Source organism: Bacillus sp. FF-1 (genome assembly GCF_028548245.1).
GTDB lineage: Bacteria > Bacillota > Bacilli > Bacillales > Bacillaceae_G > Bacillus_A > Bacillus_A paranthracis.
The window spans coordinates 794,203-816,043 of sequence record NZ_JAQQGG010000002.1; the positions used below are offsets into that span (position 1 = coordinate 794,203).

Sequence of the window (21,841 nt, forward strand, 5' to 3'; positions counted from 1 at the left end):
ATTTCTCACACTCTATATTCCTCCTTATTTTTTCATTTCATTTTTCTTTAACTGCAACGGTGGTCCAGTCAGTCCTACTCGCCGAATAGTAAGCTTTGTATGAACAGAAACTTGCACTTTTCGAAATTGTTTACTCCAATTCTTTTTTAGCCCTTTCCATTCGGATGGATATTTTCGATGAATGGCTTCCCCAAATCCAAAGATATCGGTTCCGTATTGTTTTTGAACCTTTTTAATAGTTTGGAGAGCTTGCTTTTCAGATTGTTTTTCCAATACATGTTCTAAAAGAGTGATATTTTTTGGCTGCGTAAGATCTAAATTCGTATTATTTTCCTGAATTGTTCCTTCACCAGAAAAAACAATATCACACTTAATTGTGTTCCCTTGTATAGTAGGTATAATTTTTCTATTGATTTTTGTCATATATAAACTTGCACTACCATTTCCTTTAGAGGCGCTTGCTGTAACCGTCTGTTTACTTAAACGATTCACTATCCAAAGAGTAGTTAACCATTCCTGCATGTTTAAATACCCTATCAATTTGAAATCGTTGTTAAATATAGCACCGCCTACAATTTGAAACCCTTTGACCTCAGTTTTTCCTTTTTTATGAGACACATTTAGTTTAATAACGGGTAAAATCGGAGTGATTCCATCACTCGTACTAGCAATAAGAAAATGTAATAAAGACATATCTCCTAACGCCTCTATTTGCATATGCTCTTTCAGTGCCCCAAGTGCCGGGATAGATTCTAAGGGGATGGATGCTTTCAAAAACTCTTTTGCAGTATGCCCCTTTATTACAAACGCATCTGCTCGTAATCGAATATCAGGATCGCGGCTATATGCATCTAAAACTGAAGCGAGGCCATTTTTAGCCATTTTTTCTCCAATCAATATTACACGCTGGTGCCCTCGAAAGATTTCTCTCGACATTTTTGTTTGCATCATTTGTACAGCTTCATGTGTATCCTTTCCAATTCCTGATTCTATAAAAACCGATTTTCCTGTATTACTTCTTCCGCTCTGTCCCATTCCCATTTTTGATGGGATAATAAACTGCGCACTAATTTCAACCTTATTATTCTTCGCTTGATCAAGTCCCCACCCTAATTCAATTGCCAGATCATTTAGCTCCGTACGATCCCAACATCCCGTCAAGAAGCATAATGAAACGACCAGTATCATAGAGAGCGCCTTGTGCAGACTCATTCTGTTTCCCCTCCCCGTTTCTCATCTGGCTTTTGTCCATCTGGAAAACGAACTTTCTCTTCACCAGATACCATTATTGGGCGGTGTGTCATATTCCAACGAGGCGTTCGGAGAAAAACATCCTTTAAATCACGCGGAGTCTGAGGCGCAACTGGACTTAAATACGGAATACCAAAAGAACGAATATTAGTTAAATGAATCAAAATCGCAAGGGTACTTATTGCTATACCGTATAGCCCAAGCATTCCTGCCAATAACAGCATAGGAAAGCGTAACATCCGGTAAGCTGTTCCTAAGTTGTAGCGCGGGAACGCAAATGACGCAATACCGGTTGTCGCCACAACAATAACTAAAGGTGCGGAAATAATACCTGCTTGCACAGCAGCTTGCCCGATAACAAGTGCCCCCACAATACTAACTGCTGATCCAACGGGTTTTGGTAACCGAACGCCCGCTTCCCTCAAACCTTCAAATAAAAATTCCATCATTAGTGCTTCTATAACAGCAGGAAAAGGAATACCTTCTCGCGCAGCTGCAATACTAATAAGCAAATTTGTCGGAATTAATTTCGGATGAAAAGTTGTAATAGCAACATAGAGAGACGGAAGAAATAATGAAATATTAATTAATATTAAACGTATCCATCGAACAAAAGTCGTATAGATGGAGCGCTCATAATAATCCTCCGCTGCTTGCAAACCCGTCCAAAATGTCATAGGAACGATTAAAACGAAAGGTGTATTATCGACTAAAATGGCGACTTTCCCTTCTAATAAACTTGCACAAACCGCGTCTGGTCGCTCGGTATTTTGAATTTGCGGAAAGGGAGAAAAGGGTTGATCCTCGATAAACTCTTCAATAAAAGCTGACTCCAACACCCCATCAATTTGAATTCGCTTTACCCTTTGGCGAACTTCATCCAAAACCGAATCGGGTGCAATGCCCTCAATATAGGCCATTACCACATCTGTCTGTGATAATTCCCCAATCGAATAAGGTTCCATTTTTAGTCTTTGACTCCGAATCCTTCGGCGAATTAGGCTCGTATTCACCCTTAACGTTTCGGTAAATCCGTCCCGAGGGCCACGAACAGAAATCTCGGCAGCCGGTTCTTCAATACCTCGTTTTTCAAACCCTTTTAAATCAGCGACTAGAGCTTGACTCTCTCCTTCTGTTAAAATGACGATATTCGCTTTCAATATCGCTTCTATAACCTCATGAACTTTTGAAATCGTCTTTACTTGAGAAACCGCAATAAGCTGTTTTTGTATAATTTCTCCTACCGAATCCTCACTCTTTACTCCACTAGGCAAACCTTCAAACATCATTGGTTTGAAAACAACTTGTTCCACAATCTTAGCGTCAACTAATCCATCTATATAAATAAAAAGAATTTCAGTTTGACTATTTATGAGAAGTGGACGAAATACAATATCGGAACAATTCTCAAAAACTTGTCTCAAAACTTCTTCATTCGCACATACACTCTGCTTGAGTTCACACTCTTGATCATGTTGGATCTGCATACTTGCACTCTCAAGTTCCTGAATATCTTTTCTCAAACGATTTCTACTAAGTTTTTTCATCATACTACCCCATTTATCGAATGGTTTATGTTTTTATACTTGAACTTTAGTGTTAGTGATTTCTTGACAGAAAAGCTTTAGAAACCTTTCCACCACATGGTTTTTGGGTCAGTAATCATTTGGCTAGAAAACAACAGGAAAATATCCCCTCTATATCCTTCTTAAAATCTCCTTACACATGAAAATTATTCAATTTTTTCTATAAGTTAGTTATTCTAAAATGTGGTATCCAAAAAGTAACTTGTAACTGATGAGTTGTTAAATTGGTACTAATACACTTATGGAAACGAGCCCAAAAAGCATGCTCTGAAGAAAGATAAATCAGAACATGCTCTGAATTGATTTAATGGAATCACTCTTTTAGAAAAAACTAGGATCATTTCTTTAATCCTTCTTTCACTAAAATACTCTTTAATGAAATCATCTCATTTTTTAGTAACCTGTTGATACTATAGACGTTGATTTTTCTGGAAGTTTAATTGAAAATAATCCGCTTCATTTCAAACAATATTTTCATACTAGCATGCTAGTATAAAGATAAAATACAGAGATAGCCTTACCATTGAAATTCTATTATAATTTTGTAATCGCAATTCATTTGAATCAAATAAAAAATCAGAAGAAATAATATTATTGGGAGGTACTCCGATGAACCTTTTAATTAGAAAGTTAGAAAAAAATGATGTAGGCAATTTCCCGGAGATTGATGATAGTTTTATAGTAAATGCTCGGTTAATTCTTTCTCTTTCCAAAGTAAATAGACGCATAGAATATACAGTAGAAGACGTTCCAAGTTATGAAAAAAGTTATTTACAAAATCAATGTGATAATGAAGAACTGGCGTACAATGAGTATATAAATAAACCGAATCAAGTAATTTACATAGCACTGTTACATAACCAAATCATCGGATTCATAGTATTGAAAAAGAATTGGAATCACTATGCTTACATAGAAGATATAACAGTGGATAAAAAATATCGTACACTCGGAGTTGGTAAAAGATTAGTTGATCAAGCAAAGCAGTGGGCAAAAGAAGGCAATATGCCAGGTATTATGCTTGAAACGCAAAATAATAATGTCGCAGCATGTAAATTTTATGAAAAATGTGGATTTGTAATTGGTGGATTTGATTTTCTTATTTATAAAGGTTTGGATATGACAAATGATGAAGTTGCAATGTATTGGTATTTTCATTTCAAATGAAACTGTTTTTAACATGAAGCAAAGTCAAAATAAAACCCCCAATCTCTCTAAATTAAAATTGAGAAACTGGGGGTTTTTATTTAAAACAAGTAACTTATTAATAATCCTGCTGATAATAAAAAGCCGAAAATCGTATTTGTCATCGCTGTTGATTTCATGGCGATGCGCATATATCCGGGATCCTTTGCCCCTTTTTGGAAGCTTTGAATGGCAGAGATTGGTTTTCTCAAACCTAGGAACATCACTAATGCCCAAGGACTTATATAACCCATCAATACAATTACCGCAATCCAGAAATAAGCAACGAAAAAGGCTACAGCTAGTGTTACTATTGCTTTTTCTCTCCCAAGGAGGATTACTAATGTCTTTCTTCCACCTTTAATATCTTCTTCAATATCTCGGATGTTATTTGACATGTTGATTGCACCGACTAAAATTCCAATTGGAATGGAAATTAATACACTTTCAGTCGTTATCGTATTCGTTTGAATAAAGAAAGCAATAAGTACAAAGCATGTCCCCATTAACAATCCAGAAACTAATTCTCCAAATGGAGTGTACGCAATTGGTAATGGACCACCTGTATATAAATAACCAACCGCCATCCCAATTAAACCAATGACGACTAACCACCAGCTACTATTCATACAAATATAAACTCCAATAATTGCTGCTACTACATACAATAAAAGCGCAACTGTCAACACATTTTTTGGTTTCAATCCGTGACGGACAATTCCGCCACCGATGCCAACAGAATCAGCGGTATCTAATCCACGTTTGAAATCATAGTACTCATTAAATAAGTTCGTCGCGATTTGCAATGCTAAACATGCAACCATCATCGCAATAAATAAAAGCCAATCAATTTCGGCAACATAAAGTGATGCCACTGTTCCTAAAATTACAGGAGAAAATGTCGCCGTTAACGTATGCGGGCGCGTCATCTTCCATATTAATTTAGCGGAACTAATTTCTTTTTCTGTCCCCATAACTCTGTTCAATCTCCCAACATTTAAGTATAAATTCCTAGCAGTATCTTTCTATCTGTTTTCTGCCACGCATCTATTATACCAAAAAATGAATTGGTGATAGAACTGTAATGCTCTTGCTTATCTCTCTTAGATTCAGTTTTTCAAAAGAAAATCCGTTGCTCAAATGCGAACAACGGACCTTTTTATATGAACCAATTTAAAACGTCCTCAGCAATCTCTTCTGGTCTATCCCAGTGCATTAAATGCTTATCTTCAAGTATAATCGATGCTATTTCATGTAAGTTAATGACTAGATTACACCTTCACGCCCCTCAAATTAATATAGTTTAATAATTGTATGATTCGTTTATCATATGTGTGATGTTTCAAAGTTCTATCCAGTCCATTTTTTGCTATACGTTTTCTTTCTTGTACATGTTCCAAATAATACTCCGCTTTTTGTATAAACTCCGATGCACTATTAAAAGTTTCTATTTCAACACCCGGTATGTAATGCTTTCCTACATCTGGACGTATATCAGTTAATTGAAAAGAACCTACGGCATTAATTTCAAACGTCCTATTATTTACGGAATACGCTTGAATATTTGCAGAGTTACAATTCAATTCCTGATCAATTAGTGAACGATGCAAATTTATATTGATTTTAGTAGATACGTAAAAATGTAACGCATCTTCATACTTTGCAAGTGGCAAGATTTGTATTTTATCCTTTAACCTTTCATAACTCTTTAAATTCTCCCAACCGAAACCTACAATTTTTATATTTTTTTCTGCTAAATACTCTGAAATAGAGTCAACAAAGTTAATTCTATTTTCAAATGCGGTTCCTATAAAACTAAGATCATACTTATATGTATCTTCTTTAAGAGAAGGTTTAAACACATCTTGATTTGCTGCTAACGGGAGATGAAATACATTCTTACATCCTATCCCTCTATAAAACTTGATACAATTTAAATCTTGCGTAAATATGTAATCATAATACGGCACAAGATGTTGTGTTACATCCGTATAATAAGGATCATCTGTCAGCCAAAGCCCAGTAGTAAACCCTGCCTTTTTTAAGAATGGCATAATATGATTAAATTCTTCACTTAAACCGCTTAATACCAAAATAAAATCTGGTTTCACTTTCAATGCGGTTTTTATAGCTTTTTCTGGACTCACCATACTTGTATCGCTGTTTATCTTTTGTAAACTATTCAAAATTGCTGCTTCGATCATTGGATAATAAAAAGGAATTCCTGATTGAATAAATAAAATTTTCTTAGGAGTATTACCTTTCATGTCACTTCCCCCTATTTCTACATAATCAAAGCGCACGAAAATTAGCAGTCTTTATTCATTTTCATGACCTCTTACTTTACATGTATAAGCACCGTTTATGTCCATTATGTGGAACTTCCCTCATTTTATAGGTAATGGGATTTTGGAAGGTGATGTTTCTTTTATTCATACTCCCTATCATGATGTATCTATATTTTTTATCATTTACACAATTTCGTAATACAAAGTAACAGCATATGAGCACAAGATTGCGCTTTTTACTCATGCTTCTTTTTATATCAAAAGATACACTTCATATATAAATAGATGAAAAGGAGTAAATAAAATGAATGCATTAGTATCTGCAAGGAATGTGACAAAAATTTATAACAAGAATCAATTACCAGGGCTTAATAAAGTTTCTTTTGATATTCTAGCGGGTGAGTTTGTGGGGATTATGGGGGCCTCTGGATCCGGAAAAACAACTTTATTAAATATTTTATCCACTATCGACACACCTACAGAGGGCGATGTTTTTATAAATGGGATTAATATCCAAACGCTTAACAATAATAAATCTGCTGATTTTAGGAAGGATTACTTAGGGTTTATTTTTCAAGAGTATTTTTTACTTAATAGTTTAACCGTAAAGGAAAATATTGCTGTTCCACTTACTCTGTTAAAAAAATCCCCAAAGGAAATTGAATCCACAATAGAAAATTTAGCAAAGCGTTTTGGGATATTTGAGCAATTAAGCAAATATCCTAGTCAATTATCGGGGGGACAAAAACAAAGGGTTGCAGCTGCAAGAGCCCTTGCAAAGCAGCCTAGTATTTTATTTGCAGATGAACCTACAGGCGCGTTAGATTCAAATTCTGCAACAGAACTACTTCAAAAATTAAAAGAGGTAAACGAGGAACTTCAAACTACCATTTTAATGGTAACTCATGATGCCTATGCAGCCAGTTTTTCTAGTAGAATTTTAATATTCAAAGACGGAAACATTATAAAAGAATTAAAGAAAAATAAACAAAATAGAAAAGAATTTTTCGAAGAAATATTAAAAGAAATCTCTAAAATTGATGAAAATCGATATAACTAGAAATACGAAAGGAAGATTGAACTGTGGGATTATTTACAATCGCAAAAAAGAATTTAAAAAATAACTTCTCCTTCTATTCATTCTATTTTATTTCAGTAGCTTTTGTACTGATGGTATTTTTCTCCTTTATCTCTTTTTCCATGAACGACATTGTCATGGAAAAGATTTCGTCTGATGGTAGAGTAGAAACAATGTCAAAAACAGTGGCAATCTTTGTTATGGCATTTGTACTATTCTATATGTCATACTCTAATACATTTTTTATGAAAAAAAGAATGAACGAACTCGGCATTTACTCCCTTTTAGGATATAGAAAATCAACGATGCTAAAACTGTTAACTTTTGAAAATATTATCATTTGCTTTGCTGCTCTATTTGTAGGAATTATTTTTGGTGCTATTGCTCATAAAGGAATTGTAGGAGCTATAATCAAAATATTAAAATTACAAATCGATACTTCTAAAGTACCATTTATTAACCTTGATGCAGTACTATTCACCTTTGCTTTTATCTTTGCTGTTCTTTTTGTTTTATCTTTATCAAATTGGATTATTCTTCGAAAAAGTTCCTTACTAACTTTAGTACGTATGGAACAAAAAGAAGATAAAAAGATAAAAATCAATACAGTTTTTTCACTACTAGGATTATTTTTCATTTTAATTGGCTATTTCTTAGCAATCGATATTACAAGGGGCACGAAATCTTTGTGGAAAACAATTGGCTTTTCTCCAATCGCTCTCTTAACGATGTTCAGTGTAATATTAGGGACGATCTTCTTTATTCATTCATTTTTACCATATGCGATTCAAAAGCTAAAGAAAAATAAAATATGGTTTTATAAAGAATCCAATATTATCGTCATCCCAAACTTTATATTTAAAATTCGTTCAAAAGCAAAAACTTTCATTTTATTAACCTTATTAACCGCAGGAACTTTAGCTATATTCAGTTCTACTCTACTGACTCTTTACTATCCTGTTGCCGCTACAGAACGGATCGTACCTTCAGCTATTGAGTTTCCTTTAGACGATAAGGACGTAGCCAATAAAGCACTACAAACTGTACAAAATACTGTTGGTAAAGAAAATACAAGATATACAGAAACAACCATTATTAACGGGAAATCTAATTCTAATAATTTACCGAAAGAATATCGTATAAAAAAAGAACACGGATTTGACCTTATCTCTGAGTCAGATTACAGAAAGTTAATACATATTCAAGATAAAAATGTAGAATTTAATCATCTAGCTAAAAATGAAAGCATCCTAGTAAAATATCGACCTGAAAAAGAAAATCTAGATAAAGGGAAAATATATACTTTAAATTTAACGCCTACAACTAATATAGATATTAAAGTAAAAGACTCTACATTACTTAATTCAATTGGATTTGCAAATAGTGTCGCAACACTTATTATCTCGGATCAACTTTATAAAGAAATAAAAGCTTTAGAGTTACCCCAAAAAACGATAGTAAGTTTTAATGGAAAAGATATGAGGGATAATAAAACAGTTTATGAAAACTTAGCCCCACTATTTAAAAATAATATGTATTTCACAAGCAGTTATCAAAAAAATGATTATATCATTCAGCAAAATAGCTCAACATTTTTGCTCATTAGTTTTGTTACTATTATCTTCTTTATTGCAACAGGCAGTATTCTCTATTTCCATAACCTTTCAAGTATGATGGCAAATAAAAATGAATTTATTATTTTAAATAGAATGGGCTATAACAAAAAGAAGATAAAAAGAATAATAAGTAAAGAAATTTTCACCTTGTTTAGCATTCCTTACATAATAGGATTAGCACATAGTATCTTTGCATTAATAGCTTATAAGACTGCTTTAATGGATGACCTATTAGGAAAAAGTAGTGCGTTTATATTACCGATTCTTTTTGCAATGTTTATTTTTACTGTTGTATATATCGTTTATTATTTGTTAACAAAAAGAGCATGTTATAAAATTATATTTAACAATAAAAAGTAAAAAACTATAAATAAAGCTGATGATAAATAAAGTGAAACTTTAATCAGTGGGGGTTTTCTTCATCCCCCACTGATTATTAGCCTTCACCAATCGGACTTTTATGGGCAGTTGATCCCCACCTAAATTCTTTGCTTTCGCTGAATTTTGAGGTGGGGGTCTTACTGCCCATTAAAGCGGGATAAAAAAACATCAGCTTTATCTGTATGTAATCTAACAAAGGTAAGTGATTTTATGAAAAAGTACTATGAGCAAAAACAAATTTTAATTTTAATTAACCAACTTTGTATGATTATTTTTCTATGCTACGAATTTTCGATAGACAATATTATAGGAACAGCAAAATTACTCCCTTTACTGCTTATAACGGTCATGTCCATTTATGGATCATATATTAGTTTTATCAACTTAAAAAACAATACTCTATTATCACAGTTTTCTAGTTTACTACTTTTTACTTCTTGGCAGTTTTTACTTACACTGAACGATGAACCAATTTTTCGTGCATTCAGCACACTACTAAGTGTATTCATTCTATATAAAATCGTGCAATTTATACTCCTATTCTTTTTCCAAGATTCTATTTATAGTTATAAGAAAGAAAAAGATTGGATTTTACGAGTTACATGTTTACTTACATTAGGTGCATATTTAATAAACGATAGAATATTTTCTGTTCTATTTTTATTTCAATGGCTTATCAGTGTTAGTTGGATTATTTTTCTATTTCTACAACATCACAAACGAATTAAATTTGTTTTTAAAAGTGAAAAAAAGCATTTACTTACATCTACTACGATTCTTATCTTCCCCTTTATCATATATGTTACGTTATTTGGGAGGAGTCCCGAATATGTAAATAATTTAGGATGGTACACAATAATTCTGTTCCCCCTATTTAGTATTCATGCAATTGCTTTTAAAAATCATATATCTATGAAACAATATTTCCCCTTAAAAAAAAGTGCAATTGCTTTTATGTTTGTATGCATTTTTATTTTTATGAGTTCACTTGGAGTACTATTTCAATTTAATATGATTACTTATTTCATTTTTATACATACAATTATTTGGTTCGTTCAGCTTTATTTCACATTATTATTTCAAGACACCAAAAACACTATTTCAAATTTGAATACAAAAGAATTGAAAACTTTACCCGACAGTTCTTATATTCATAACTTAGTACAAATAGTGAAAGAAGAACAATTAAAAAGTGGATTTTCTAATTATTTACATGATGAAATACTACAAGACATATTAGCTGTTAAAAATATGATGAACAAATCTAACAAAAAAGAAATTCATGATATGATCGTAGCGACACTGGATAACTTAAGTCATACAATACGAATTGAAATGCAAGAGTATCATCCAACTCTATTAAAAACACTTACATTAAAAGAAAATTATCGTAATTTACTTTTAATGATACAAAAAAAATATGAAACGAAACATGTTAATATATCCTTTACGTGTAATAACGACTTGTTTTTAGTAGAACCTTATCACCTTGTTGTATATCGAATATTAAAAGAACTAGTAACGAATGCATTCAAACATTCAAATTGTTCAAAGTTACATTTACATTTAGTACAAGAAGATGGGGAAATAAAACTTGTTGTGAAAGATAATGGCAAAGGTCTAACAACTACCGAAGCAGATATTTTGAATGGTCATAAAGGATTGAATTCGATTAAAGAACAGCTATTTTTATTAAATGGTAAAATGACCATTTCAAATAGTAACCCTTCTGGTTTATGCATTACTATTATCGTTCCTATGAAAGGAGACGATTCCTATAAACATTTTATTAATAGATGATCATGCTTTGTTTGCTAAAAGCTTGGAAATAGCCTTAGAAGATTATCCTGAAATAGATGAATTCCGTTCATTACAAAATGTTGAAAATGTCGTTACAATTATCAATCAGTTTAAACCAGATATTATTTTATTAGATATTAATTTAAGCAATATAAGTAGTGAAGATGGTTTGGGAATAGCAAAAATAATATTGGATAGTAAATGTGATACAAAAATTGTTATATTAACCGGTTATGATTTACCTGTTTACCAGTATGAAGCTCAAAAACTAGGTGTAAGTGGTTTTATTAATAAAAATATTTTACCTGAAGTATTGGTGAAAGTACTACACGATATTAATAAAGGCGCATCTCATTTTCCAACCCCTACAGAAACAATTGAAGAATTGACTCATAGTGAAAAACAAATTTTACAATTACTGTGTGATGGCTATAAGCGCAAAGAAATTGCTTCTATGTTATACGCTAGCGAACGTACAATTTCCAATCATATTCAGCACGTATTTGATAAATTAAATGTTTCATCTTCTTTAGAAGCTGTCACGAAGGGAATAAAATTAGGTTATATTCAGCCTAATTATTAACCATAGAAAATGAATATATAAAAGAAAGAGCCTACTCGTATGAATTGGCTCTTTCTCTTTTACAATATGTAATACGCTCTACAGCAAAAACTATGATTAAGGTCAAATCACTTCCAAACAAAACCCCGCCGCTCATATTCCATTCTATATTCAACAGCAGCTGCAATTTTAGAACTTGCGAACTTTTCCGTAATCCAAAGACCTAAATCAATTCCTGAAGTGACTCCTCTTGCAGTGATAACATCCCCTTGATCCGCAATTCTGGAATGAAGAAGCTCTACCCCGTATTCACTCATTTCATCCTACGCCAAATGATGCATCGTCGCCTTTTTACCATTCAATATACCAGCGGCAGCTAGTAGCATACCTCCTGTACAAACTCCAGCAACAATCGTTCCTACATTGTGCATCTCGCTAATCATTTTGGTCAAAGTTCCAATCTCTGCTTGCTTTCGTGCTCCATGCTTTGCTTTATGATTCCAGCCACCACCAGGTACAATTAACAAATCTGGACGATTATCCATTCGTAAAAAATCATGTAGTTTAACCGTAACTCCAAACGAAGTAGTAACTTCTCGCTTTTGTTCACTTGATACGAGTTCAACCGTAAACGGAGCCCCTTCTTCTATTGCTCTTTTCAGTACTTCAAAAGGTGCAAAAGAGACGAGCTCTCCGAATCCATCAAACAATACTATTTGTATTTTCATTTTTAGAACACCTCATATGTTCTGTTTTATAAATCCCAAAGGAGAAGAAAGGTTATCTACAAATTAACAATGAAGACAACCTCTCTCCCCTTACTCTATAAACTTTCAAATGTTCCTCTAACCGCCGTGCATCATCTAATACACTTAGCGTTTTCTTCACAAAATTCCAATTCAAACTACCGGATAACCATAACAATGAAGAAAGTCTCTTATAATCATTTGGTGTTAAAATATTATGAGCCTTATACCCTTCTAAAAATGAACTAGCAACACTTGAACACACTTCATGAGACTGTATTCCTTCTGTTCGAGAATACCATTTTATTAAAAAGGCTAGTCCTTCAATGCGGTCTACATATCCAATTGATTCAAAATCTACAATTCCTTTTACACATTGACTTGAATCCCATACAACATTCAAAGGATTTAAATCTGTTTGTACGATACACTCTAATTCTCTCGTATATGCGCACTCTATATGATATTTAGCGAGATCTATATACTCTCGTAATTCTCCACATGTGCTTGCCTTAGTTTCTAGCATATGAATAAACTGGGTATACCCATCCAAATGAGATTTCTTTTGAAAAATCGAGCTTTGAAATGTACTAGAAATATCATGTATCTTTCTTACCTTCTTTCCAAACGATTCTGCAATAAATTCTGTACAGTGTGTAAGATGCTCTCCTTCAATCCAATTTGCCAATACAAATCGGTACTGTTCATCATTCCAAGTGACTAATGTAAATGACTGCCCTGACCTATTCTTGTTAATTTGCATAAAAGGAATTCCATGCTCACGTAAATAATATGTAAACCGTACTTGCTCTTTCAATTGTTCATTTGATAACGTTCCAAAAGCTGGATTGATCGTTCGATTGCTATTTATAAACCTTGCGGAATATCGCTTTCCATTCACCATAATTTTATAGTGTAAATCTGTATTCCAACTATTATTATGTAATTCTTCTTCCACTGCTAGTGAATGAATTTCTTTAAAATAATTCATTACTACATTTCTTATTATGTGTTTCACCCCGTTCTCTCCTTCCATACAAAAAATTAGGGTGCATGTAATTCATTGCGCTCCCCATAACAAAATGTATTTCACTTCATTAAGCATAGCTAGGATATTTCAAATAGGAAATAGAATTATAGAAAATAGTAGATGGGAGGCCTATTATTGAAGAAATTAACATTCGGTATAATTGGAGCATTAAGTATCACCTTATTAATTGGATGTACAAGTAATTCAAATGAAACGAAAGCTTCCAATAAAGAAGCATCCATAACAGTGAAAGAAAAAGAAATTGCATCCGAAAACGTTATGTTTGAACAAAAAGAAGTGAAAAAACTTGAGATTAGTCCTGTGAATTCAAAAAGTAGTAATCAAGTAGTAAATACAGAAAATATGAAAACAATTTTCACAAGTATGGAAAGCGCAGAGAAAAAAACACTCCTTCTAGATCAAGAGGCCAAAAACTATATACATTCAAACATGAAGGTTACTTATCAAGATAATTCTATACAAAAATTCTTTGTTTGGATAGAGTCTGATGGTGACATCGTAATAGCAAAAGCTAGCGCTGAAACACACGGTGAAGGTTATGATATACGTGAAGATAATTCTAAAAAAATCATTCAGTTTTTCGAAAAAGAACCCCAGCAATAATTACAATACAAACAAAAAAGCCGCATTTGCGGCTCATAAACATATGTAACTATCTCATGCCTTACCGTTTAATTGCATCCACAATTAACGATGGGCAACCAAGTTTATCTCCTTGATTTCTAGGATCATATCTTTTTGATCGAAAAATAACACCATCGTTTGCGTCCGATTCATTGTAATAAAATTGCCCATTTTCATCACAGTATTCCAGTAAAACTACTTCAAATCCAGCTGTTTCAAACATTTTCGTTAATGTTTTATAATTATAAACGATTTTATGACTTGCAGCTGGATGGTCTTTCGGGCCAGGTCCGCCTACTTGCACTATATTTTGATATGTTTCATCTTGGAAAAATGCATCAGGGACACCGCACCGAATATGACCTGACGGTTTTAAAAACTTATAACAAATGCTAGCTGCTTTTACCCCTTCTTCAAAAGTAAGATGCTCCCATACATGTTCTGCTAAAATAGCTGAAATGGAGTTATATTCAAATCTTTCTTCCCACATTGTTTCAACTAATAAGTTAAGATCATCTTCTTGCGTTTGAATCCAGCCCGGATTGTTATTAAATGCCCCAGCTGCTACTACTACTTTCATTTCGTCTTGTTTTATTACCATTATTTTCACCTCGTATGAATTTTAAGTCGTTAGATTTTTCGTAAAATCGGATCTGAATGTCCTTTTCTTACATGTATAAATTTAGAAAACTACTTCTATATTCAACAAATTATTCAAATAGAAAATAATATCTTACATAATTAAAAACATTTGTAAACCCTACATTTTCCACAACTGCAACAGAAGACTTGTTCAATTCCATACAGTCCCAATATGGAATAATATCATTCTCCAAACAATCTTTCACAAAACTATGCGCTATCTTTTGAGCTAATTTCCTCCCCTGGTAACCCTCTATTGTTTCAATATCTATGCAGTGTATATTTTCAAATACAAACCCTGAAAAACAAACACTCACAATTAAATCGTCATAAACAATGCAATAACCGATTCCCTCATTGAAAAAACGATCCGATGAAGACCAAAACTCTAGAATTTTTGATTGTAAAAAATCAATATTCTTAAATGTATTATTACTATTTTCATAGAGAGCTTTACTCATTTTCAGCACAGTATATTCCTGTTCAATTTCAGGTTCATGATGATTTTCATAGTCCGTTTGTTTTAGCGTATACACTCTTTGATTCCAACTCTTTAAGTTACGGTGCTGAAATATCCCATCTATGGTTTTATTCCAGTTCGAATGATTACCAATTGCTTCAAAACAATCGAGTCCAACCTTCTTTGCTTCAGGTATTATCATTTTATCGATAAAATCATTTATTACATTATTAAATTCTGCGTTTTCAGCATCTCCAATAAAAAAGAAGCCATCATTATTACCTAACCAAATGAGTCCCGAATTAGGAGAAGACACGTTATCTACAAATATACGACCAGGATTCACTCCTGCAATTACAGCTTTGACTTCTAATTGACCGTGTTCATTTACTAAACTATTGCATTTATAGAAATCATTCTTGCTTAGTTCACAAATCATACGATACACCACCTTCTTTAAACTGTTCTATTCTAACTTTATCATTCAAACAGAATATTCTCAATTCGATTCGAGAACGGGTTAAAGCGATACAATAAATGAAATATACAGTAAAAAAGAGCCAATCTCCTATGCAATAGAAGATTGACTCTTTCCTTTATTCACCAAGTCAAAAAAATTGTTTCATACGTTGCAATTCAGACTACCCTTTTTCCTATCGGATCATCAAATCCCCAATGAACTTGTGAGGGTATAGTTGGGCACATATAATCCGTATGACTACAAAGAGTAACGACTAAATCAACACTATTTAAAACTCAACCAAGCATCCGCCCAGTCCGCATGATCATTTCCATTACCGTTACCTGCATCATCAACGACTAGTTTTAATTCTTTTTTACCTGTAAGATCAACATCAACAACCTTTGCTGGGGTATTATAGTACATTGTACCGCTATTAAATACTTCTGCCCCATCAAGCAGCACTTTAAATACGACCGAACCGCCTTTACCACCAGGCTCCTGGTCGATTCCTACGTATGAATGAAATCGTTTGTAAGTTGCATTTGATATGTCGTACGTAATTTCTGACTTCGAATGCGTTCCGATTCCTTTTTTGTACGTAATCGGTCCTGTCGTTCCAAGTAATGAAAGTGGGTTTTTATCAGTGCTTTTATCTTTTTGAACCGTTGCCCATCCAGCAGTTGCTTTTACCCATGAAATGTCACTAAGATAGATGCCGCCGGAAGCAACTTGCACTTTCGTTGATGTTACCACCGCATTCCCCAATTTTACAGAAACTCCAACTTCTTTTACTCCTTTAAACTCGGATGGCGGAGTTATAACAAATGAATATGTCTCCTCTCCTCCTGCCGATAATTGAAAGTCTGTCGCTAATGGATGTGCATTCCAGCCTTCTGGTAATTGCAATTCAATTTTTCCAGGTGTCACTTTTTCCTTTATTTCATTTTGGACCTTTACCTTTAATGTAGTCGAACCACCTTCACTACTAATTGGATGTGGGTCAACATTTGCCGAAATTAGCTTTACTGCTGGCGTTACTTCTATTTGATTGGATTTACGAATCGTCCCGCTATCTGTAGTTACCTCCGCTTCAATGGAATACTTATTAGCAACTACATCAATAGGGACAGGTAAATCTGCCTCAATTGTTTTCGATTGCCCTGGTTCAACGCCTTCAAAAGCTACTTTAATTGGCTTCACATTCCAGCTCTCTGGAGCCTTTACAACCACTTCTCCAGCTGAAGATTTCAACGTACCAAAGTTTGATAAGTTTGCCTTTACCTTAACTGTATTTCCTGCTGTTACACCGTTCGGAGATTCTAGATCGAAACTAAGCATAGACTCAATTTTATACTTTTTACCTGCTTCCGTTTTAAATGAAATCGTATCGCCATCCTTCGTAAATGGCACCGGTGTATTCGTCCCAACTTTTGTCACAGTAAACGGCGTATTGAACATTGGACTTTTTAACTTTACATCGTTTCCGTGATCAGAAGTCACCTGAATAACTGTAGGCGTGCCATTTTTCCAATCCGCATCAATCGTAAATGCACCGCGTGCTCTTAATCCTTTATAAGAACCGTCTTTCCAAGCTTTCGGAAGTGCAGGCAATAGTTGAATGGAGTCGGTATGGCTTTGAATTAACATTTCAGCAATTCCTGATGTTGCGCCAAAATTCCCATCAATTTGAAACGGCGGATGCGTATCAAATAAGTTGCTGAGCGTACTTCCAGTAAGTTGCCCTTGCAGAATTTTATACGCATGGTCACCATCTAACAAACGTGCCCATAAGTTAATTTTATTCGCTTTACTCCAGCCTGTTCCCTCGTCACCACGATGGTTTAAAGTAACTTTAGCTGCCTCTAGCCATTCTGGTGTATTGTGATTAATCATACTTCCCGGATATAGCGCAACTAACTGGGATATATGCCTATGCGTTTCGCCAGGGTCATCTATATCGTCCTTCCACTCTTGCACCTGACCATATCTACCAATTTGAATTGGCGGGAATAATTTATCCCTTTTCGCCTTTAACTCATCCCGAAATACATTATCAACCTGTAAAACTTCACTCGCTTCAATTACATTAGAGAACAATTCATATACTAACTGTTGGTCAAAGGCACATCCATTAGAAATGCCACCAAGCTCTGGAGACCAGCACGGAGAAACAACTAACTTCTTATTTTGATCTTCTACTAAAAACTTACTATGAAACACTGCCGCTTCTTTCAGTATCGGATAAATCTTTTCTTGTAAGTATTGTTTATCATTCGTAAACTTGTAATGCTCCCAAAGGTTTTGACCAATAAAGGCATTCGCACTAGGTGCCCATCCCCAGCCTAATCCCCATCCAGGCGCAGTAAATCCAAATGGATTATTCATCGTGTTAACGGTCCACCCGCCGCCTGTAACACCAAAATGTTTTTCTGCTGAAACCCTTCCCGGTTCTCTCAATGAATCAACATAATCCATTAATGGCTCAGCTGTTTCAGACAGATTTGTCACTTCTGCAGGCCAATAATTCATTTGGAGATTAATATTAAAATGATAATCACTTTCCCACGGTGGTGTGTTCGAATTATTCCATACTCCTTGTAAATTTGCAGGAAGCGTTCCTGGTCTTGAAGAAGAAATAAGCAAATATCTTCCATATTGGAAGAATAGTTCTTCTAAATACTTACTGTTTTCTTTACTGTAAGATGCTAGTAATTCATTTGTTGGAACGGATGGTTTTTCTCCTCCTAAATTTAAAGAAACACGATTAAATAAAGAGTAATAGTCTTTTATATGTGTATATTTTAAAACCTCATAACTCTTGTTAGAAATAGCGGACATAATTTTTTCAACCTTTTGATGTGGATCTTCCCCCTTATAACTCGGGTACTTATTTTCATAATCAGTAGCTGCAGTCATAATAATTGTTAAACTATCTGCATTTGCTACTTTAATTTTCCCATTCTCTGCTGTTAATGTACCACCTTCATTCAGTACTTTAAATTCCGATTCATATTTCATTCCATTATTCGCTATTTGTCCTTTTATCGTGATTTTGTTATCTTTGGACGTTACTTGCCCTCCCTGTGCACTCGTTGGTCTAACATCTAATGAAAGCTGTTTCGATTCACTAGCAGTTAAACGCATGACCATAACGCGATCAGGGTAACTTGCAAAATATTCCCTATTATATTGAACACCTTTATAGTTATAGGACACCGTAGAAATTCCCTCATTTAAATTTAATTCCCTGCGATAATTGGAAAATGAAGACCCATCTGGCATATTAAAATCTAAGTATATGTCCCCGAAATTTTGATAGGAACCAAAGCCTTTTTGGAGACCTGTGAGAAATTGCGTAGATTCCCTTTCTGCTCCTGATTTATCACCTTTTGATAACTTTTCTCTAATGCTACCTAAGTGACTCGCTGCCCCATCACGATTCCCGTACGTATACTCACTTGTACTGCTTGGTCCGCCAGTCCAAAGCGTTTTTTCATTAAACTGAATACGTTCTTGTTGGACTCCACCAAAGACCATTCCACCCATATAGCCATTACCGATTGGCAATGCTTGTTTTTCCCAATCTTTTGCTGGCTCATTGTACCAAAGTGATAGTTTCTTCCCCTCTGGTTTTGGATTTTCAATCGTAATAGGTGCTGTTGCTTTTGCTTTACTAAACTCTCCAGTGCTTCCTAAAGAAAATAATAAAGTACTAAAAAGCAATCCCCCTGTTAATACGTTTCTCAGTTTCAAATTTCCATCCCCTTTTGAAAAGCGAATGTAAAATGTCCCCTTCTGCACATTGACTTCTTTTATTCTCTCCTTGAAATTCGCTATTCTTTTATATGGAAGTATAAGAGGCAAAAAACATTTTCCTCTTATACTTCTTTTGAAATACCTTTTCACAAACGTAATAGTTATCTAGTAAATGCTGCTGTTACACCACCATCAACTGTAATCATACATCCCGTTGTTTTATCTGCCTTTGAGGAGGCAAAGAAAGCAATCGATTCAGCAATATCCCTCGAATAAATATTAACTAATAATGTTGTACGTTTACGGTAATGTTCCTCTAATTGATCAGGTTCGATACCATATGCTGCGGCACGTTCTTCGCGCCACTTTGAACCCCAAATAGCTGACCCTTGCAACACCGCATCGGGAAGAACTGAATTTACACGTATGCCATACTCACCGCCTTCAGCTGCAATACATCTCGCTAAATGCGTTTCGAGTGCTTTTACAGAACTGTATGCCGAAGCATTTTTCCCGGCATACACAGAATTTTTCGAGCCGACAAATACCATATTCCCGCCAATTCCTTGCTGTTTCATTTGCTTGAACGCTTCACGCGCCACTAAAAAGTAGCCTGTTCCAAGTACGTTCATATTTAAATTCCATTCTTGAAGTGTCGTTTCATCAAATGGACTAGACGTCGCAAGTCCTGCATTATTCACGATACTATCAACGCCTCCGTAAGTAAGAGCTGCCTGCTCAAATGCCGCCTTTACTTCTTCTTCTTTTGTTACATCCATTTTCACAGCAGTAGCACGACATGCGCCGTACTTCTCGTTAATTTCAGCCGCAACTTTTTCTGCCCCTTCAAAATTCAAGTCAGCAAGCACGACATGCGCACCTTCTGAAACGAGGCAGCGTCCCGTTTCACTTCCAATTCCGCCAGCACCACCTGTAATAAATACAACTTTGCGAGAAAATTCCGCTTCAGCCGGTGCTAACGATAATTTATACAGCTCTAGCGGCCAGTACTCCACATTGTAAGATTCATTTTCATTTAAAGAAACGAAACGTCCGAGCGTTGTAGCACCTTTCATTACCGAAATTGCCCTATGATACAGCGCACCACTTACTTTTGACATTGCCACATTTTTACCGGTATTCACCATACCGATACCAGGAATTAAAATAACGCGAGGTGCAGATTCAAACATTTTGTCTCCTTCGTATTTGTTACGTTCAAAGTAAGCTTTATACTCATCTTTAAAGTTTGTAACACCAGATTTAATACTCTCTATTAATCCGTCTACGTTTTTTGTTTGCGGATCCCAATCAATATAAAGAGGACTGCGCTTTGTATGAACTAAATGATCCGGACAAGCTGCTCCAACTTGCGAAAGCTCTCGTGCATCGTGGCTGTTTACAAATTGAAGTACTTCATCTGTATCATCATAGGATAATAACATTTTCTTCTCATCACTCACTGCCCCGCGAATAATCGGCATTACTTTTGCAAGAATGCTTCTACGCTCTTCTACTGAGAGTGTTTCGTATTTTTTACCTCCGAATACAGTATTTTCATTCACTCGTTCATTGATGTATTGTTCTGCCTCATTAATAACTGCAATTGTTCTTTCATAGCTTTCCTTCGCCGTATCTCCCCAAACGACTAGCCCATGTTTTTCCATTAACACGAGTTCAGCATTTGGATTATTTTTCACGCCTTCTGCAATCATTTTAGATAACGTAAATCCAGGTCGCACATACGGAACCCAAACGAAACGATTGCCGTAAATCTCCTCCGCAATTTGTCTTCCATTATGTGCGCAGCAAAGACTAATAATGGCATCTGGATGTGTATGATCCACATGTTTAAAAGGTAAAAAAGCATGTAATAATGTTTCGATAGATGCACGTGGATGCTTACTGTCAATCATACAATGAGCTAAATACTCTACCATTTCTTCATCTGACATTTCTTCACGCTCCATTAATAGGCGAATGTCTTCCATTCTTAAACCTGTAAAATTTTGTGCTTTCATCGTTGCTAAATCGGATCCACTTCCCTTAACCCACATCACTTCTATATCGCGGCCGCGGAAATCTTTTTCAAATGTCTTTACCGATGTGTTTCCGCCTCCCCAATTACATACAGCACGGTCTGTTCCAATTAAATTTGAACGATATACTAATTCGTCTACTCCTTGCGATAATTGTGATGCCTTTGTTTCATTCCATAAACTGTTAACCATCTTTTTACCCCCGTTGTTTTTTTATTGTTCTATTATTTCGGATACGAAAATAGTGTGTATCCATATGTTCAAGAGTTTCCTATTACTTGCGATTTTTTTAAACACTACAATTGTTACACTT

General features: G+C 34.7%; 15 protein-coding genes and 2 pseudogenes. 6 read left to right on the forward strand and 11 right to left on the reverse strand.

Annotated features, from left to right (window positions below; all coding sequences use genetic code 11):
- Positions 1 to 24: 24 nt before the first annotated feature.
- Both PQF83_RS09585 and PQF83_RS09590 read right to left on the reverse strand, forming a co-directional pair.
- Positions 25 to 1,212, reverse strand: a complete 1,188-nt coding sequence (locus PQF83_RS09585; RefSeq protein ID WP_000052124.1) for a Ger(x)C family spore germination protein — start codon at positions 1,210 to 1,212, stop codon at positions 25 to 27.
- Positions 1,209 to 2,801, reverse strand: a complete 1,593-nt coding sequence (locus PQF83_RS09590; protein WP_033671926.1) for a spore germination protein — start codon at positions 2,799 to 2,801, stop codon at positions 1,209 to 1,211. Before PQF83_RS09590 ends, PQF83_RS09585 begins: the two co-directional genes overlap by 4 nt.
- A 645-nt stretch (positions 2,802 to 3,446) precedes the next feature.
- Here PQF83_RS09590 and satA point away from each other — a divergent pair.
- Positions 3,447 to 4,004 carry a streptothricin N-acetyltransferase SatA gene (gene satA, locus PQF83_RS09595; protein ID WP_001050473.1) on the forward strand — a complete coding sequence of 186 codons (558 nt, stop codon included), beginning with the start codon at positions 3,447 to 3,449 and terminating at the stop codon, positions 4,002 to 4,004.
- A gap of 80 nt (positions 4,005 to 4,084) precedes the next feature.
- On the opposite strand, the gene menA is transcribed toward satA, so the two are convergent.
- Together menA and PQF83_RS09605 are read right to left on the reverse strand one after the other, a co-directional pair.
- Positions 4,085 to 4,996 carry a 1,4-dihydroxy-2-naphthoate polyprenyltransferase gene (menA, locus tag PQF83_RS09600; RefSeq protein WP_000536360.1) on the reverse strand — a complete coding sequence of 304 codons (912 nt, stop codon included), beginning with the start codon at positions 4,994 to 4,996 and terminating at the stop codon, positions 4,085 to 4,087.
- 297 nt (positions 4,997 to 5,293) lie between these two features.
- Positions 5,294 to 6,289, reverse strand: coding sequence for a CgeB family protein (locus PQF83_RS09605; RefSeq protein ID WP_000678141.1), 996 nt, complete (start codon positions 6,287 to 6,289; stop codon positions 5,294 to 5,296).
- A 325-nt stretch (positions 6,290 to 6,614) separates the two neighbouring features.
- Here PQF83_RS09605 and PQF83_RS09610 point away from each other — a divergent pair, with 325 nt between their 5' ends.
- The 4 genes from PQF83_RS09610 to PQF83_RS09625 all read left to right on the forward strand — a co-directional run bounded on the left by PQF83_RS09610 (position 6,615) and on the right by PQF83_RS09625 (position 11,768).
- Entirely contained in the window at positions 6,615 to 7,370 is a 756-nt protein-coding gene (locus tag PQF83_RS09610; RefSeq protein ID WP_000993166.1) for an ABC transporter ATP-binding protein, read from the forward strand.
- Positions 7,371 to 7,393: 23 nt separating this feature from the next.
- A complete protein-coding gene (locus PQF83_RS09615; RefSeq protein ID WP_000522531.1) occupies positions 7,394 to 9,364 on the forward strand; it encodes an FtsX-like permease family protein in 1,971 nt (656 codons plus the stop codon).
- Positions 9,365 to 9,595: 231 nt separating this feature from the next.
- Entirely contained in the window at positions 9,596 to 11,185 is a 1,590-nt protein-coding gene (locus PQF83_RS09620; RefSeq protein ID WP_000761140.1) for an ATP-binding protein, read from the forward strand.
- Positions 11,163 to 11,768, forward strand: a complete 606-nt coding sequence (locus tag PQF83_RS09625; protein WP_139303384.1) for a response regulator transcription factor — start codon at positions 11,163 to 11,165, stop codon at positions 11,766 to 11,768. Before PQF83_RS09620 ends, PQF83_RS09625 begins: the two co-directional genes overlap by 23 nt.
- A 107-nt stretch (positions 11,769 to 11,875) precedes the next feature.
- Here the strand turns inward: PQF83_RS09625 and PQF83_RS09630 are convergent.
- Both PQF83_RS09630 and PQF83_RS09635 read right to left on the reverse strand, forming a co-directional pair.
- Positions 11,876 to 12,475 (reverse strand): annotated as a pseudogene (locus PQF83_RS09630) (DJ-1/PfpI family protein).
- A gap of 52 nt (positions 12,476 to 12,527) precedes the next feature.
- Positions 12,528 to 13,529 (reverse strand): phosphotransferase enzyme family protein, encoded by a 1,002-nt coding sequence (locus tag PQF83_RS09635; protein WP_000398206.1) that lies wholly within the window; start codon positions 13,527 to 13,529, stop codon positions 12,528 to 12,530.
- A gap of 129 nt (positions 13,530 to 13,658) precedes the next feature.
- Between PQF83_RS09635 and PQF83_RS09640 the strand changes: the two genes are divergently transcribed.
- Positions 13,659 to 14,147 (forward strand): hypothetical protein, encoded by a 489-nt coding sequence (locus PQF83_RS09640; RefSeq protein ID WP_000736928.1) that lies wholly within the window; start codon positions 13,659 to 13,661, stop codon positions 14,145 to 14,147.
- A gap of 61 nt (positions 14,148 to 14,208) precedes the next feature.
- Here PQF83_RS09640 and PQF83_RS09645 read toward each other — a convergent pair whose 3' ends face one another.
- The 5 genes and pseudogenes from PQF83_RS09645 to PQF83_RS09660 form a co-directional block, all read right to left on the reverse strand.
- A complete protein-coding gene (locus PQF83_RS09645) occupies positions 14,209 to 14,769 on the reverse strand; it encodes a class I SAM-dependent methyltransferase (RefSeq protein WP_000234931.1) in 561 nt (186 codons plus the stop codon).
- A 109-nt stretch (positions 14,770 to 14,878) separates the two neighbouring features.
- Complete coding sequence (locus tag PQF83_RS09650; protein ID WP_000562835.1) at positions 14,879 to 15,709, reverse strand: GNAT family N-acetyltransferase; 831 nt, start codon at positions 15,707 to 15,709, stop codon at positions 14,879 to 14,881.
- A 209-nt stretch (positions 15,710 to 15,918) separates the two neighbouring features.
- A pseudogene (locus PQF83_RS28565) lies at positions 15,919 to 16,026 on the reverse strand (arsenate reductase); the annotation flags it as partial.
- Entirely contained in the window at positions 16,016 to 19,486 is a 3,471-nt protein-coding gene (locus PQF83_RS09655; RefSeq protein ID WP_196240806.1) for a glycosyl hydrolase family 95 catalytic domain-containing protein, read from the reverse strand. The gene PQF83_RS09655 and the pseudogene PQF83_RS28565, both read right to left, overlap by 11 nt.
- Before the next feature lie 164 nt (positions 19,487 to 19,650).
- Complete coding sequence (locus PQF83_RS09660; protein ID WP_000248238.1) at positions 19,651 to 21,720, reverse strand: bifunctional rhamnulose-1-phosphate aldolase/short-chain dehydrogenase; 2,070 nt, start codon at positions 21,718 to 21,720, stop codon at positions 19,651 to 19,653.
- Positions 21,721 to 21,841 lie beyond the last annotated feature (121 nt).